General features: G+C 48.3%; 14 protein-coding genes, 1 other RNA gene and 1 pseudogene. 10 read left to right on the plus strand and 6 right to left on the minus strand.

Translation table 11 applies throughout. The features are described 5' to 3' along the window. The first annotated feature begins 1 nt into the window (after nt 1). Nucleotides 2–289 (plus strand): bacteriocin immunity protein, encoded by a 288-nt coding sequence (locus tag N7E60_RS04640; protein WP_077668730.1) that lies wholly within the window; start codon nt 2–4, stop codon nt 287–289. After that, nucleotides 276–395, plus strand: coding sequence for a hypothetical protein (locus tag N7E60_RS17400; protein ID WP_408642341.1), 120 nt, complete (start codon nt 276–278; stop codon nt 393–395). The genes N7E60_RS04640 and N7E60_RS17400 overlap by 14 nt, the downstream gene beginning before the upstream one ends. 105 nt (nt 396–500) lie before the next feature. On the opposite strand, the gene N7E60_RS04645 is transcribed toward N7E60_RS17400, so the two are convergent. The 3 genes and pseudogenes from N7E60_RS04645 to N7E60_RS04655 form a co-directional block, all read right to left on the minus strand. Further along, complete coding sequence (locus N7E60_RS04645) at nt 501–1,709, minus strand: IS256 family transposase (RefSeq protein WP_077605338.1); 1,209 nt, start codon at nt 1,707–1,709, stop codon at nt 501–503. 28 nt (nt 1,710–1,737) lie between these two features. Beyond that, nucleotides 1,738–2,942 (minus strand): annotated as a pseudogene (locus tag N7E60_RS04650) (IS256 family transposase). Nucleotides 2,943–3,027: 85 nt separating this feature from the next. Further along, entirely contained in the window at nt 3,028–4,092 is a 1,065-nt protein-coding gene (locus N7E60_RS04655) for a PLP-dependent cysteine synthase family protein (protein WP_269598243.1), read from the minus strand. A gap of 130 nt (nt 4,093–4,222) precedes the next feature. Between N7E60_RS04655 and N7E60_RS04660 the strand changes: the two genes are divergently transcribed. Genes N7E60_RS04660 through N7E60_RS04670 form a run of 3 tightly spaced genes read left to right on the plus strand, consistent with a single transcriptional unit; the run spans nt 4,223 to nt 8,246 of the window. Then, complete coding sequence (locus N7E60_RS04660; protein ID WP_077457637.1) at nt 4,223–4,690, plus strand: Lrp/AsnC family transcriptional regulator; 468 nt, start codon at nt 4,223–4,225, stop codon at nt 4,688–4,690. A gap of 42 nt (nt 4,691–4,732) precedes the next feature. Further along, nucleotides 4,733–6,493, plus strand: coding sequence for an ABC transporter transmembrane domain-containing protein (locus N7E60_RS04665; protein ID WP_077457639.1), 1,761 nt, complete (start codon nt 4,733–4,735; stop codon nt 6,491–6,493). Next, nucleotides 6,486–8,246 carry an ABC transporter transmembrane domain-containing protein gene (locus N7E60_RS04670; protein WP_269598244.1) on the plus strand — a complete coding sequence of 587 codons (1,761 nt, stop codon included), beginning with the start codon at nt 6,486–6,488 and terminating at the stop codon, nt 8,244–8,246. Before N7E60_RS04665 ends, N7E60_RS04670 begins: the two co-directional genes overlap by 8 nt. 89 nt (nt 8,247–8,335) lie before the next feature. On the opposite strand, the gene tesB is transcribed toward N7E60_RS04670, so the two are convergent. Further along, entirely contained in the window at nt 8,336–9,199 is an 864-nt protein-coding gene (gene tesB, locus N7E60_RS04675) for an acyl-CoA thioesterase II (RefSeq protein WP_077457642.1), read from the minus strand. Nucleotides 9,200–9,298: 99 nt separating this feature from the next. Here tesB and N7E60_RS04680 point away from each other — a divergent pair, with 99 nt between their 5' ends. The 3 genes from N7E60_RS04680 to ffs all read left to right on the plus strand — a co-directional run bounded on the left by N7E60_RS04680 (nt 9,299) and on the right by ffs (nt 10,713). Further along, on the plus strand, nt 9,299–9,718 hold the full coding sequence (locus tag N7E60_RS04680) for a YbaY family lipoprotein (protein WP_069588014.1): 420 nt from the start codon (nt 9,299–9,301) through the stop codon (nt 9,716–9,718). Between the two features lie 41 nt (nt 9,719–9,759). Next, nucleotides 9,760–10,488 (plus strand): VP0952 family biofilm-associated protein, encoded by a 729-nt coding sequence (locus tag N7E60_RS04685; RefSeq protein ID WP_269598245.1) that lies wholly within the window; start codon nt 9,760–9,762, stop codon nt 10,486–10,488. A 128-nt stretch (nt 10,489–10,616) separates the two neighbouring features. Beyond that, nucleotides 10,617–10,713, plus strand: an RNA gene (gene ffs, locus N7E60_RS04690) — signal recognition particle sRNA small type. 154 nt (nt 10,714–10,867) lie between these two features. Here the strand turns inward: ffs and N7E60_RS04695 are convergent. Together N7E60_RS04695 and N7E60_RS04700 are read right to left on the minus strand one after the other, a co-directional pair. Continuing rightward, nucleotides 10,868–11,200 (minus strand): hypothetical protein, encoded by a 333-nt coding sequence (locus N7E60_RS04695; protein WP_408642334.1) that lies wholly within the window; start codon nt 11,198–11,200, stop codon nt 10,868–10,870. 133 nt (nt 11,201–11,333) lie between these two features. Further along, nucleotides 11,334–13,412, minus strand: a complete 2,079-nt coding sequence (locus N7E60_RS04700) for a TonB-dependent receptor (RefSeq protein ID WP_269598246.1) — start codon at nt 13,410–13,412, stop codon at nt 11,334–11,336. A gap of 208 nt (nt 13,413–13,620) precedes the next feature. On the opposite strand from N7E60_RS04700, the gene N7E60_RS04705 reads away from it, so the two are divergent. Then, nucleotides 13,621–13,896, plus strand: a complete 276-nt coding sequence (locus N7E60_RS04705; protein ID WP_269598247.1) for a DUF1153 domain-containing protein — start codon at nt 13,621–13,623, stop codon at nt 13,894–13,896. Next, on the plus strand, nt 13,896–15,209 hold the full coding sequence (fes, locus tag N7E60_RS04710; protein WP_269598248.1) for an enterochelin esterase: 1,314 nt from the start codon (nt 13,896–13,898) through the stop codon (nt 15,207–15,209). The genes N7E60_RS04705 and fes overlap by 1 nt, the downstream gene beginning before the upstream one ends. Nucleotides 15,210–15,237: the final 28 nt, after the last annotated feature.

Consider the following 15,237-nt stretch of genomic DNA (forward strand, 5'->3'; position numbering starts at 1 on the left):
TATGGAGCTAAAAGACCAATTACAAGACTATACCGAAGAAGAGTTCTATCGGTTTCTTGAGGATTTTTTTGAGGATACAGATACAAATGACTTGTCGGACGAGGAATATGACAAGCATATATCTAAACTTGCGGAACATTTTACTCGTCTTGTAGAACATCCTGATGGAAATGGACTTATATTTCATCCGAGCGAGGATCGAGAAGACTCTCCGAGTGGTATTATTAGTGAAATAAAAGCATGGTATCAAAAGCAAGGGAAGGTTTGTTTTAAAAATCAGAAGAGATAAAGCAGGAAAGCGGAACTCATTTGAATTACATCATGTTAACGAAATTCAATATGGTGGCGAAGTGTATGATGTTGATAACCTTCGGGTAAATAGAGGATGTTCATAGTTCTGTGTCACCCAACGTTTAAAGATCTACGTAGTTGTCGAGCTGTCCTTCGAAGTGGATGCTCAGTTGGGGAGAGGGTGTTCATAGTTCTGTGTCACCCGGCGTTTAAAGATCTACGTAGTCGTCGAGCCGTCCTTCGAAGTGGATGCTCAGTTGGGACAATGTCAGGTTCCAATTCTGCACCGGATGCGTCCACTTCTCTGACGCCTTCAACATACCTGCATACAGCAACTTGAGCAATGCGTTCTCGTTGGCAAAGCCACCCTTGGTCTTCGTCAGTTTGCGGAATTGGCGATGAACAGCCTCAACGGCATTGGTCGTGTAAATCGCTTTGCGTACCTGTTCTGGGTACTTGAAGTACACCGATAGGTTTTCCCATTTGCTGCGCCACGACTTTATGACCAGTGGATATTGAGCACCCCATTTACTTTCCAGTTCATCTAACGCTTGCTCTGCGGCGTTTTGGGTCGTCGCGCGGTAAACGCACTTCAGATCGGACATAAAGGCTTTCTGATTCTTGCTAGCCACGTACTTCACGCTATTGCGGATCTGATGAATGATGCAGAGCTGAACCTCCGTCTTGGGATAGACAGTTTCGATGGCTTCAGGGAAGCCCTTTAATCCATCGACCGAGGCAATAAGGATGTCTTTAACGCCACGGTTTTGTAGGTCTGTCAGTACATTTAACCAGTAACGGGCACCTTCACTTTCTGAGAGATAAAGGCCAAGTAGTTCCTTTTTGCCCTCGATATTCAGCCCTAAGATTGTGTACAGGGCTTTAGAGACGAAGCGGCCATTTTCTTTGATTTTGTAATGGATAGCATCTAACCAGACGAAGGGGTAAACCGCCTCCAATTCGCGTTCTTGCCAGGCGCGTAGCTCAGGCACCAAACGGTCTGTAATGGCGTTTATCGTGCCATTGGACACTTCAGTCCCATACATCTCAAGAAGGTACTCACGAATGCTTTTGTAGCTATTCCCAAGTGCAAATAATGAGATGATATTACGCTCCATCTCATCGGTTAGCCGAGTCTGATACTTCTTAACGGTCTGCGGCTCGAAAGAGCCGTTGCGATCACGGGGCGTGTCTAGTTCGAACGAGCCTGAAGCGGTTTTGATGGTTTTCTGAGAGACACCGTTTTTGCGGTTAGGCTGACCCTCTTTGGTCAGGTGCTCATCCATCTCAGCAGCCAAAGCAGCTTCGGTGATCTGTTTAATCAACGGCGTTAGCAGTCCATCTTTCCCGTTGAGGCCCTGTCCAGATTGCAGTGCCTTAGCAAAAGCTTGAATATCAATTTCGTATTTGTCGGACATTGATGTATCACTCCCTGTTGAGGGTTAACTATAGGAGTGACACAGACTTTTGAACACTACCGAAGTGAATGGTCAGCTGCGATAGCGTCAGGCTCCAGTTCTGCACCGGATGAGACCAACGCTCAGACGCCTTTAACATACCTGCGTAGAGTAGCTTGAGCAAGCTGTTCTCGTTGGCAAATCCGCCTTTGGTTTTGGTCAGTTTGCGGAACTGGCGGTGCACGGCCTCAACGGCGTTTGTCGTATAAATGGCGGTACGCACGTATTCCGGATATTTGAAGTAAGTAGAGAGCGTGAACCATTTATTGCGCCAGGACTTAATAACGATGGGGTATTTGCCACCCCACTTAGCTTCTAAGTCATCCAGGGCGCTCTCTGCGGCGGATAATGTGACTGCCTTGTACACGCACTTCAAGTCGGCCATGAAGGCTTTTTGGTGCTTGCTGGCCACGTATTTCATTGAATGGCGAATTTGATGAATAATGCAGTGCTGTACTTCCGTCTTCGGATAGATACTTTCAATCGCTTCAGGGAAGCCCTTAAGGCCATCAACGCACGCAATAAGGATATCTTGTACACCACGGTTATGCAGGTCGGTCAGCACGCTGAGCCAGTGGTGGGCACCTTCAGACTCTGATAGGTAAAGGCCCAGCAGCTCTTTTTCCCCTCAACGTTGAGGCCGAGAATGGTGTACACCGCCTTAGTGATAAAGCGGCCGTTCTCTTTGATTTTATAGTGAATGGCATCGAGCCAGACAATCGGATAGACCGATTCTAATTGCCGCTCACGCCAAGCCTGAAGTTCAGGCAATAGCTTATCAGTCACGGCATTGATGGTACCGTTAGATACATGAATACCGTACAACTCTTCGATATGCATGCGGATATCTTGGTAACTGGTACCCAGCGAAAACAGCGCAAGGATTTTACGCTCCAGCTCATCGGTTAAATGCGTTTGATGCTTTTTCACTAATTGCGGCTCGAACGAGCCAGCTCGGTCGCGTGGTGTACTGAGTTCAAAGCCGCCAGCAGGGCTCTTAACGGACTTTGATGTAGAGCCGTTCTTACGGTTAGACTGCTTTTCATCAGCGAGGTGTTCATCAAGCTCAGCTTGCATGGCTGCTTCAGTGAGCTGCTTGATGAGGGGGGTTAAGACGCCGTCTTTGCCGGTGAGGTCTTTACCTTCACGCAAAGCTTGCAAGGCGGCATCCATATCGAATGTTGGTTTGGTCATGTGTCATCCCTTTTGGGTACAGTCTAACGAAATGACACAGAATTCTGAACACTACCGTGAAAACCCAGTTAGAGACGATGGCGTGTTACCCCAACACCGTCTGCAAATCATGGGTTGCTTGGTCGAGATCCCCAATGTGCTCGCGTACCCAATCAGGGTTGTAATAGGTGTCTAGGTAGCGCTCGCCGCTGTCACATAACAAGGTGACAATAGAGCCTTTCTCGCCGTTGGCGCGCATTTCATTGGCCAGCATCAAAACGCCGTATAGATTGGTACCGGTAGACGCGCCAGCTTTGCGGCCAAGCTGGCTTTCTAGCCAATGAATGGTGGCGATACTGTGAGTGTCCGGCACTGTGGTCATTCTATCAATCACGCCGGGAATAAAGCTGGGCTCGACACGTGGTCGTCCAATCCCTTCAATGCGGCTGCTTTTATCGGTGGTCAGTGCACTGTCGCCGGTGAGGTAGTAATCGTGAAAAACCGAGTGCTCAGCATCTGCCACCATCAGCTGAGTCGGTTGGCAACGATAACGAATGTAGCGGCCAATGGTCGCTGAGGTGCCACCTGTGCCCGGACTCATCACAATCCAGCGAGGTATAGGGAAGCGCTCGTACTGCATTTGATCAAAAATGCGGTTGGCAATGTTGTTATTGCTACGCCAGTCGGTCGCTCGCTCGGCATAGGTAAACTGATCCATGTAGTGGCCGTTTAGCTCTTTAGCAAGGCGGCGAGACTCGGCATAGATCTGATCTGACCGCTCGACAAAGTGCGCTTCACCGCCATAAAAACGGATTTGCTCAATCTTCTTACACGCAGTGTTTTTGGGCACCACGGCAATAAAACGTAAGCCAAGCAGACGGGCAAAATACGCTTCAGAAATGGCAGTACTGCCTGATGAGCTTTCAATGATGGTGGTGTGCTCATCAATCCAACCATTACACAAGCCGTACAAAAATAAAGAACGCGCCAAGCGATGCTTCAAGCTACCGGTCGGGTGGGTGCTCTCGTCTTTTAAATAGATATCAATGTCCGTAAAGCTAGGGAGATCGAGCTTAATTAAATGGGTATCTGCAGAGCGTTTAAAGTCGGCTTCAATCAGGCGAATCGCGTTACCGACCCAAGTATGGCAAGGATGTGAGGTTGTCATCATGCATCTCCGAATACGTAATTAGCACCAGTTTACGTAAAGAGTGGGATAAAAACCTTGCTATTTTTGCTCTATAATGACGCCAAAAGAGAAAAATAAACTCCTACATAACAATTAATGGAAATAAATTTTCATGACTGTCACTTTAGATGAGATAGATCGCACTTTACTCGCGGCGCTGCAGGAAGATGCCAACTGGTCTGTGTCCGCGCTGGCAGAACGGGTGAATTTAACCACAACCCCCTGTTGGAAGCGGCTGAAACGGCTGGAATCACAAGGAGTGATCCGCGGGCGGGTGGCATTGCTTGACCCCGAAACCGTTGGCCTCGCATTTACCGCCTTCGTCCATATCAAAACCAATGACCATAGTGAGCAGTGGTACAAGACCTTTACCGAGGTGGTAACCGAGTTCCCTGAGGTGATGGAATTCTACCGCATGGCAGGCGAGTATGATTACATGATGAAGGTGCAGGTAGCTGATATGACTCGATTTGATCATTTTTATAAAAAGCTGGTCAATTCTGTGCCAAGTCTGAATAATGTGACATCAACATTCGCCATGGAAGCGCTTAAGTACACCACCGCCTTACCGATCCGATAGGTCGTTGTGATGATAAAAAGGCGGGGATAAAAAGGAGACCTCATGAAGGTGTTTTGGCAGCTAGGCTGGTTTTTTAAACGTGAATGGCGTCGTTATGTCGGCGCCATGATTATTTTGGTATTTGTCTCTGTCTTCGAGCTCATTCCACCGATGGCTGTGGGCCATGTGGTTGATGGCGTGGTCGCGGGAGAGATTTCGACTGAGCTACTGATGTGGCTACTCGCGGGTATGCTGGCCATTTGGGTGGTGGTGTATGTGCTACGCATTGTGTGGCGAGTCTGGCTATTTGGTGCCGCGGCCGAGCTGGGTACTGTGCTGCGCAACCGGCTTTATGATCATTTTACTCGCCAGTCCCCGCATTTTTTCCGTCGCTATCCGAGTGGCGATATCATGGCGCGCTCTACCAATGATGTGAAAGCGGTGGTAATGACCGCCGGTGAAGGGGTTCTGACCGCGGGGGATTCCATTATCACAGGCGCGGCCGTGCTCATTGTGATGGTAAGCCAAATCAGCTGGCAGCTGACGCTTTTAGCGCTGCTACCGATGCCGGTGATGGCGGTGCTGGTTAATCGCTTTGGCCGTCGTTTGCACCATACCTTCACCGAATCACAAGCGGCATTTTCTGAGCTGTCAGAGGTGAGTCAGTCCTCACTGTCAGCAGTGCGTATGGTGCGTGCATTTGGCTTAGAGCAGCATCAAATGAATCAGTTTGATCAAGTCGCCGATCGTACTGGGGAGAAAAACCTCGCGGTGGCGCGGGTTGATGCGCTGTTTTCGCCGGTGATCCAAGGCACCATTGGCGCCTCGTTTTTCCTAACCGTGTCTGGCGGCGGCTACTTAGTCGCTAACGGTGAGATTTCATTAGGGGATCTTACCGCATTTACCTTGTATCAAGGCTTGATGATTTGGCCGATGCTCGCAGTGGCGTGGCTGTTTAATATCATTGAGCGTGGGCGTGCCGCTTGGACGCGGATTGATGCGTTGCTGCAAGAGCAGCCAGACATTGTTGGCGGTGACACGCCGCTGCCTGACACCATGCAGCCGTTGACGCTGGCGATTGAGCAGTTTAAGTGGCAACCGGATGACAGTTTTGCCCTTAAAGATATCCATGTGACGCTTCCGCCTGGAGCCATGTTGGGGATTGCCGGCCCAGTCGGCAGTGGCAAATCAACCTTATTGCAATTGCTGCTTCATCTGACCCAGCTTGAAAAGGGCGATATTCGCTATGGGGATGTGTCGATAGCGGAGGCTGATTTGTCGTCATGGCGACAACGTTTCGCGGTAGTGACGCAAACGCCGTTTTTGTTTTCTCGCTCGATTGCGGAAAACATCGCCCTTGGTCGTCCTGATGCGACCCAAGCAGAAATCGAGCAGGCGGCGACACTTGCCTGCATCGATGAAGACATCCGTCAGCTGCCGCATGGGTATGAAACTGCAGTGGGTGAAAAAGGGATCACCTTATCTGGCGGTCAAAAGCAGCGTATTTCGATTGCTCGCGCCTTGTTGGTGGAAGCGGAGTGTTTGATTTTGGATGATGCCTTGTCGGCGGTTGATGGTGACACCGAGCACCGCATTTTGCAGAACCTGCAACAGCATCAGCATACCCGTACCACGATAGTGATTGCCCACCGCTTATCGGCGCTCGAAAATGCCGATGAAATTGTGGTGCTCAGTCATGGGCAAATACGCGAACGTGGCCAGCATCGCCAATTGATTCAACAGCCAGGATGGTATCAAGAAATGCACCAATATCAGCAGCTGGAAGCGGCATTGGAAGCCGATGAGGAGCCGCGCCATGACTAAGCGAGAGATCTTATTTCGATTGCTAAGCTACATGCGCCGCGACAGACGTCAATTTGTGATTGCCACGGTTTTCTTGCTAGTCGCGGCGGTGGCGGAGGTGACGGGGCCTTACTTGGTACAAATCTTTCTCGATAACTATGTCGCCAAAGACCATTATCCGGCGATGATCATGTGGGCACTGGCGGTGGGTTATATCGTATCGACCATTGTTTCCGCGGGCTTTCAGTATCAGTACGAGCTACGTTTTAACACCATGGCGGTGGCCATCATTCAACGTATTCGTAAAGCGGTGTTCGCCAACGTGATTAAACAGCCTCTGTCAGCGTTTGACTATGTGCCAATGGGGCGGATTGTATCGCGTTTGACCAATGACACCGAGTCGTTGAAAGAGCTGTATGTGTCGGTGCTTTCAACCTTTTTACGCAACATTGCGCTGATTGGGGTGATGCTGGTGGCGATGCTAATGCTCAGTGTGCAACTGACAATGGTGGTGTTGGTGCTACTGCCGTGTGTGGTGCTGGTGATGGCGCGCTATCAAAAACGCTCAGCGCCTGCGTATCGTCGAGCGCGAGACCGGCTAGCAGATATCAACGGGGTGATGAATGAATCTGTGCTCGGCATGAATTTGATCCAGCTAATGCAGCAAGAGCGGGCGTTCTCCTCGCGATTCAGCGATATGACCGCGGATCATTTGGATGCCATGGTCACCATTCAGCGCCTGAACGGGATCTATCTCCGCCCTTTGATTGATTTATTGGCAGGGGCCGCGTTGCTGTCTTTGGTGGCGATCTTCGGTTTTAGCGGCACAGCAGTGATTGGGGTTGGGGTGCTGTACGCCTTTTTAAGCTACTTGGGGCGGATCACCGAGCCATTGATTGAAATGATGCAGCAACTGTCACTGCTTCAGCAGGCTATCTCGGCCGGTGAGCGGCTTTTCGAAATGATGGATACGCCGCCTGAGCAATATGGCCATGACACCACGCCGATCCCTGATGGTGCCATTGCACTGCAGAATGTGTCGTTTTCCTATGATGGTGAAACACCGGTATTGTCCGACGTGAATGTAGACGTCCCTGCCGGCGGTTTTCTCGCGTTGGTCGGTCATACGGGCAGCGGTAAATCAACCTTGGCGTCGTTACTGATGGGATTTTATCGCGCAGGTGAGGGGACGCTGACGCTGGGTGGATTACCAATTGAAAGCTTGAGTCATCAAAGCTTGCGTGAGGGCGTTGCCATGGTGCAACAAGACCCACATATGTTGACGGGGAGCTTGCGAGAAAACATCGCGCTGGGACAGACACTGGACGATGAAAAAATTTGGCATGCCCTCGAGCAAGTGGCGTTGGCAGATTACGTGAAAGGATTGCCAGCGGGGCTGGATACCTTACTTGGTGAGGGCGGAATGACCTTTTCTGCCGGTCAGCGCCAGCTGTTGGCTCTGGCGCGCGTGTTAGTGCGTCAGCCTAAAATTCTGATCCTTGATGAAGCTACCGCCAATATCGACTCTGGCACCGAAGAGCTTGTGCAACAGGCGCTGAACAGGTTACGTCAACAGATGACAGTGGTAGTGATTGCGCACCGCTTATCGACCATTGCCGAGGCCGATAACATCCTCGTCTTGCATCGTGGCCGCGTGATTGAGCAAGGGCGTCATCAAAGCCTGCTGCGTCAGCAAGGCCGCTACTGGCAGATGTATCAACTCCAGCAAGCCAGCGCGCATTTAGCCGCATTAGAGGAAGAGGCGCAGGTGTAGCGGCCCAGTCATGGGTGGAACAGATAAAAAGGGGCGCAATGCCCCTTTTTTGTATTGCTCAGACTCGTTCACGCTCGAGACGTTGATGGTTAGGAGAGTTTACGCATCAAGCCTTCTTGGGTCGCTGAGGCGATAAGATCGCCTTGCTGATTGAAAAGTTCGCCGCGTACAAAGCCACGCGCACCACTGGCGGAGGGGCTTTCAATCGCAAACAACAGCCACTCATCCATTCTAAACGGACGGTGGAACCACATGGAGTGATCAATGGTGGCCACTTTCATACCCGGCGTAAGCAGCGTCACTGCGTGAGGCTGCAAGGCCGTGACCAAAAAGCCCCAATCGGCGGCATAGCCAAGTAAATACTGGTGGACATGAAAATCGTCTCCTACTTCACCATTGGCGCGGATCCATAAATATTGCTTAGCCGGTGCCGCATGGGGCTTTAGTGGGTTGATCACCGTGGCAGGTCGCACTTCGATCGGCTTGTCGCCCCCAAACGCTTTGACCACCTTAGGTGGCAGCTTGTGGGCGATATCATTGACTAGCGACTGCTCCGAGCGCAAGGTCTCGGGCGCTGGCACGTCGGTCGGCATGGTGTTTTGATGCTCAAAGCTTTCTTCCTCTTCTTGATAAGACGCCGTCAAATAGAAGATGGGTTTGCCGTTTTGCACCGCTTTGATCCGTCGCGTACTGAAACTTTTTCCGTCTCTGAGTATCTCAACGTCGTAGATGATCGGCTGCTCAGGATCGCCTGGGCGCAGAAAGTAACTGTGGAATGAATGCAAAAAGCGATCAGGGTCGACCGAGGTTTTAGAGGCCGATAGGGCCTGCCCAATGACCTGCCCACCATACACCTGTGGCAGTCCAAGGTTTTCACTTTGACCTCGGTAAAGGCCAGTATCTAACCGCTCAAGCTGCAGTAATTGTAAGAGTTCTGTCAGTGGTTGGCTCATAAGTCCTTGGTACGTGCTATGCTTCCAGTGTTATTGATCAAGCTATCATAACCTTAGCGTTTTTGCCGCATTCAAACGCGTACCAGTGAGGATTCTTTAATGAAGAAACTATCGTTTCTGTTGTTCGCCTTATTCACTGCCCTAGTGTTTACTGCCTGTTCAGGGAATAGTCAACCTAATGATTTAGCGAGTGTTTCCGGCACTTTAGTGTATCGTGAGCGACTTGCTTTACCTGAGAATGCCAGCGTCACGGTCCGTTTGGTAGAAATGAAAAAAATGGGTTCACCCGGTAAAGAGATTAGCCGACAATCATTCGTAACCGAAGGCCAGCAAGTGCCTATTCACTTTTCACTGAATTACGATCCGAGCCAAATTTCTCCAACACACACATACGTCGTCACGGCACAAATTGATGTGAACGAACGCCCGCTGTTTATCACCAATACCATCAATAAGGTGATCACGGATACGAATCATACCTTTGATCCCACCCTGACACTGGTGCGAGTCGGCAACTAATCACTACACTGAGAAGAGTGAGTGGAGCACAAGGAGTGTGCATGCGGATCTCTTCTTTGCTTTGGCCTGCGTTGCTTGTCGCCATTGCAGCGGCAGCCAGTTTGGTCTCCGGTTTTTCGTTATCCAGTTGGGCGATTTTCGTCCCAGCTGTTTTTTTCTTTTACCCCGAGACACTCACGAGTTGGTTACTTGTGTTGGCGATGGGGGCGTTTGCCTATGCCATGCCCCAGCTGCCTGCATTGCTCAGTGCAACCAGTTTACTGATGCTGCCCGCCTTGTCATTGTTGATGAACCCCTTGCGGCATCTACATGTCAAACTACTGCTGGGCTCAGTGATGATTGCGATGCTGACTGGTATTATGGCGCTGCAATCGGAGGCAAAACTCGCCGGTTCACCTTGGGTATTCACTGTCTTGCTGCTGGGATTAGTCGTGACATGGGGCGCGCTACAGCAATGGCGCTCGTACATGCCACCTCGGCAAAGTGCATGGCTTTTGCTACCAGTGCTTGCCGTGCTGCTTGGTTGGCCGACTGCGCTTTGGTGTGTTTCGGTTGTGGCGGTGATCTGGTTATTGCAGTGGATAGGGCTGACGCCACGGTTTGCTTCCTCGCGTCCCATCGCTTTACATGTATTACCTTGCGTTCCTTTTTTGGTGGTCACGCTAGTGACGCCCTCACAACTTACCATGTCGCTTTTGGTCGCGTGGGCAACGATGCTAGCAGCAATTTGGATCGGGGAATACTTGTTTTTGGAAGAGCCGGACGACTGACTGGGTGGATATTGCTCATAAGATCAACAGTTAAGCGGCGCAGCTATCAATCCTCCTTGCATTGCATCCAGCCATGCCACATAATGCTCCGCAGTTAAGCAAGCTTAACGACATATCGATGGAGGCCTCCTTGGTTCTCCCGCAACACTATCTTGTGTACTGGGTCAGGTCCGGAAGGAAGCAGCCCGCGCTTGGGACGTGTGTGCCGGGATGTAGCTGGGGAGGCCTCCGCCCTTTCTGCTCTTCGCTTTTCTCTTATTCTTTGTCGCGTACCCTTCTTTTAATCCATTTATGCGACACGCTTCATTGATAACGTTGATGTTGTTCGCACTATCTCCATTCTGGAATTCTATTTCTGTTTTTCGTACCTGTCCCTGTTTTAGTAGCATTCTAAATTAGAGATTTTTCTACTTTCATGCGTTGCTAAATACTCCCAAGGCGTCAGGTCATCGAGTGAATCATGATGGCGTTCATCGTTATATTCCTTCATCACAGAGTCACTAATACCAACTGCGCGGCAGGTCATGCGTAAACTGACCTGATAGTGGCGAGCATAATCGACAAGCTCTCGGTTAAACGCTTGCCTTATAGCTTTTTTCCTCAGGATATATTTGACAATACGGTGCTCTAGACTGAGGTCGGCAAACATTTGTTTGAGCCTCCGATTCGCATCCTCAAGCTCTTTTAATCGTTTAACATCTGAGGCATCCATACCAACATACTTGGACTACTGTTAACGGCTAGATTTTAGGGGAAGGTTACACAAAAAAGGCAGATTTCTCTGCCTTAATACACAATATACACCCTTTAAGTGACGCTATATAACATTAGAGCCCTTTGTGTTGTTAAAACTGGTAATCAGCCACAAGACCGAATGTACGAGGTCCGCCCATTTCGATAAGATCATTCTTATGGCGAAGAACATAATCTTCATCTGTTGCATTCTTAATGTAAGCCCGAATGGTGAGATCACCCATGGCATAACCTGCATTGAGGTTCAATATAGTGTAGTCGCCTGCTGACGTACTTCGTGTATTGGCGAGATCTGTAAAGTAATCCGTTGCGTGATTAACACGAGCACCAAAGAAAACGCCCGAATCTAGCTGTTGGGTGAAGCCAAGACCCGCCGATAATTCAGGTGCATAGCTGAACTCATTCCCATTTAATTTTTCAACAGTACCGCTTGGCCCTTCGGTGATTTCTGTTTTTAATAAGCCTACAAATGCGAATACGTCCAGACCTGAGTCAAACCAGTAATTAGTTTCAACTTCAGTACCGTATGTTTTTCCTTTAGGGATGTTTGCTATGTAATTGTCGAGACGGTTTCCACTGTCACCAAACACAACCGTTTGATAGTTTTCATAGTCGTTGTAGAAGACATTTGCAGTTAAACCAAGTCTATTCTCAAGGAAAGTTGAACGGGAACTTAGCTCATAAGTCCAGACTTCTTCCTGCTCAAAAACAAACACTTGTTGTTGGTACTCGTTGTATCCAAGTCCGCCAGCGTTGTATCCTTTACGAGCAGTAAGTCCAAGCGTTGAGTTGTCTGATACGTTTAGAGTCACACCGATTTTTGGTAGCAAAATACCATTACTTTCATCGGCATTGAAATCGAGTGGGAACTTTGCGTGGTCAAAATCTCGCTTCAGCTTATCATTTTCGTATCGAGCGCCAAGTAGCAGGCCCCAACGGTGGTTGAGCTGGACTTTGGAATCGAAGTAAATTGAGTTGGTCAGAACTTTATCTTTACGCTTCATCGAGTCTGTTTGCGTATTCTGATCTTTGTAAAAACTGCTTACCCCGACAATGGCACTGTATTTGTCATCTAACGAGTTATAAGACAGCTTTGCTTCTGCGGTGTAGTTTTTTTCATCAATATCACCCCACCAGTCCGTACGTGGGTAAGCTTTGAATTTCGTATCGTAGTCTCGGCGCGCAAATAATATATCAAGGGTTAATTCATCATTGATTAAGTAATTTATGTCAAAATTTGCATTCCAACTTTCGGTTTTTTGACGTCGAGTACCGTTTTTATCGATATATTCGAACTTGCCTTTTTCAGAAACCAGATTCGTATATTGACCTTCTTCATTACGGCTAGCCAATGTCAGTTTTAGAGTAAGCTTATCGTTAGACATCGGTTTGAATAACAGCTTACCTCTCACATTATGAGATTCAACCTCAGAAGGATCCCAAGGATAGTGGTCATTATTGGGCAGCGAGTAATCAATTGGTGTATTCCCCTTTGTGCCCTCGGCGGCTAATCGAAATGCGAGCTTTTCAGACACGATTGGGGCAGAAACAACACCAGCTAGATGATATTTGTCATCTTCGTTTTCGTAGCCACCACGAAGTTTACTTTCAAAGTGGAACGTTGGATCTTTGGTTTTGATGACCACCGCGCCGCCAATACTATTTCGGCCTTGGTTGGTTGATTGAGGACCTTTATAAATCTCTACTTGTTCTGTATCCCACAATCCGGCTTTACCAAAGGCTTCACCAGTCCATGACTCTGACACGCCATCAACGGTTGTATTCACTCTTGGCGTCGCTCCTGTCATGAAGGAGAGGAAGCCTTCACCAGGTCCACGACCATCGACACCTCGAATATGTGGAATGCCAGAAGGGGCATTCAGTACATTCGGGACGCGATCGAGTAGATCGTAGTATGTTTGATCTTCGCCATTATCTGCTTCATCAGTAAAAATGGTTACTGAGCTTGTGTTCTCCGCAAGTGTACCACCGAGTTTTTCACCAAATACCACAATGGTTTCTAGGGTTTCTTGGCCTTTCTTAGTATTGCTGTTGTCTGTTTGCTTTGCTGAAAGAGTCGTGCTGGCTCCAAGGCAAATTACACCAATGAGCATAGCAAGTTTAGTCTTGCCAGTATTAGTGATGCCACTATTTAAATCCATGGGCTTCATGACCTGAGTATTCCTTAATAAAAAGAAGAAAACATTTGATGTTGTAACAACATTTATGTAAAAAAGTGTTACAGTAGTAATACTAATGATAATTGTTATTGTTTACAATGAGGATAGTATAAGTTTGTGCTCCTCATTACTAGAAGATATGTAGTGGCCCAGAGGAGAGTTGGACAATGATGTTCTGTCACTTTAGTCGGGAGTCATTATGAGTAATGAACCAGAAGTAAAACGTTGGACAGCTAAACGCAAAGCTGAGCTTGTTAAGGACATCATCAAGGGTAAAAGAACCTCCAAGGAAGCAGCTAGAACCTACGATCTTACACCTTCTGAGATTGAGCGTTGGGCGGCACTGACACTTGTTATGGATTGTTATGCTCGTGAAGTTTTAGGCTGGAGTCTCAGCAAGCGAAGTAACGCCAAATCAGCTGTAGCTGCCCTAAAGGATGCCTTACTTACATCGACGGACAGGTTGGATTTTTGATGGATAGAAAGGCTTATCGAACAATAGAACATAATATTGTCAATAGTGCTTTAAGTGGTTTGCTTGAAGATAATGAAGAAGTAGGAGCCCCTTGTTGGTGGGACGAGGTGCAGACAAAAGGAACACCTTTTATCCTTTCCCAAGATCAGACAAGCGTTGAGCTGCTATTTCTTTGGCGAAACTCGGATGACAGTATTGAGGAAATATACATTGATATCAATGGTATTACTGATCATCACAGCTTTGATATGGCAAGGCTTACTCATGTCAAAGGAACGGATGTTTGGTTTTATAAGACAAGGGTAAACAGTACGTGGCGTGGGAGCTACGCGTTTATTCCAGTGACATATGACCGAGTCCAACCAGCGTACCAAGGAACTTATCAAGAGAAACGCATCAAGCATAGGGAGTGGCTGAGAACCATTTTTCCTCTGAGTGTTCGCGATGATTTAAGTAAAAACAATTTGTCAGCCTGCGAATGGGGACGTTCGAAAACGCCGCTATCTATGCCAAAGGCAGTTTCGCAAACTGCATGGTCAAGGTTTGATGCAAAAAATGGCGATGTTCAGGCACGAGTGAACATGCAACTGACTTGGACGAGCCAGTGTTTAGGTAATGAGCGACATGTTTGGTTGTATTCGACAGCCAGTGTCGGGCAAACGGCTGAACTGCCATTGGTTTTGATCTTAGATGGTCAATTTTGGTCTCAATCCATGCCTTTATTCAGCGCGCTGACCGATGCGACGAGTAGCGGTCAAATCCCACCTGCCTTGTATGTCTTCATTGATGAAATCAATGGAGCGCTGCGTAGCGAAGAACTCAGTTGTAATCCTTTATTTTGGCAGGCTATCACTCAAGAACTACTGCCGTTGGTAGGTCGTTATTTCCCAATTACTAATGACGCAAATCGTACGGCTGTTGTTGGACAAAGCCTTGGTGGTTTGAGTGCGATGTATGCTGGCTTGAACCATTCGGATCGTTTTGGTGCGGTTGTTTGTCAGTCGGGTTCGTTTTGGTGGCCTGATTTTTCGTTAGTGAAGCCCCCTAGTGAGTATTCTCCTCTTCAAACAAGCGAACCTTTAACTCAAATGAGTCAATTAGTTCATTCTGGCCTAGGTTCTAACGTAAATTTAAGTGTTTTTATGGAAGTTGGGTTAGGGGAAGACATTATGGTGGACTTGAGCCAAGACCTATACCAGCAACTTAAGCAACAAAACCATCGGTTATCGTTTCGCACCTTTGATGGTGGACATGAACGCCTGTGTTGGCGCGGAGGCCTCATTGATGGGTTGTCGTATGTTTTTAATTTTTAATCCTGATTTTTTTATTATTGGAGTTAAC

It is taken from the genome of Salinivibrio proteolyticus (assembly GCF_027286365.1).
Classification (GTDB): Bacteria; Pseudomonadota; Gammaproteobacteria; order Enterobacterales; family Vibrionaceae; genus Salinivibrio; species Salinivibrio proteolyticus.

Excerpts from the sequence above, each read along its gene's own strand:
- N7E60_RS04640 (WP_077668730.1), top strand. The coding sequence starts at position 2 with ATGGAGCTAAAAGACCAATTACAAGACTATACCGAAGAAGAGTTCTAT.
- N7E60_RS04645 (WP_077605338.1), bottom strand. The coding sequence starts at position 1,709 with ATGTCCGACAAATACGAAATTGATATTCAAGCTTTTGCTAAGGCACTG.
- N7E60_RS04655 (WP_269598243.1), bottom strand. The coding sequence starts at position 4,092 with ATGATGACAACCTCACATCCTTGCCATACTTGGGTCGGTAACGCGATT.
- N7E60_RS04660 (WP_077457637.1), top strand. The coding sequence starts at position 4,223 with ATGACTGTCACTTTAGATGAGATAGATCGCACTTTACTCGCGGCGCTG.
- N7E60_RS04665 (WP_077457639.1), top strand. The coding sequence starts at position 4,733 with ATGAAGGTGTTTTGGCAGCTAGGCTGGTTTTTTAAACGTGAATGGCGT.
- N7E60_RS04670 (WP_269598244.1), top strand. The coding sequence starts at position 6,486 with ATGACTAAGCGAGAGATCTTATTTCGATTGCTAAGCTACATGCGCCGC.
- tesB (WP_077457642.1), bottom strand. The coding sequence starts at position 9,199 with ATGAGCCAACCACTGACAGAACTCTTACAATTACTGCAGCTTGAGCGG.
- N7E60_RS04680 (WP_069588014.1), top strand. The coding sequence starts at position 9,299 with ATGAAGAAACTATCGTTTCTGTTGTTCGCCTTATTCACTGCCCTAGTG.
- N7E60_RS04685 (WP_269598245.1), top strand. The coding sequence starts at position 9,760 with ATGCGGATCTCTTCTTTGCTTTGGCCTGCGTTGCTTGTCGCCATTGCA.
- N7E60_RS04695 (WP_408642334.1), bottom strand. The coding sequence starts at position 11,200 with ATGGATGCCTCAGATGTTAAACGATTAAAAGAGCTTGAGGATGCGAAT.
- N7E60_RS04700 (WP_269598246.1), bottom strand. The coding sequence starts at position 13,412 with ATGAAGCCCATGGATTTAAATAGTGGCATCACTAATACTGGCAAGACT.
- N7E60_RS04705 (WP_269598247.1), top strand. The coding sequence starts at position 13,621 with ATGAGTAATGAACCAGAAGTAAAACGTTGGACAGCTAAACGCAAAGCT.
- fes (WP_269598248.1), top strand. The coding sequence starts at position 13,896 with ATGGATAGAAAGGCTTATCGAACAATAGAACATAATATTGTCAATAGT.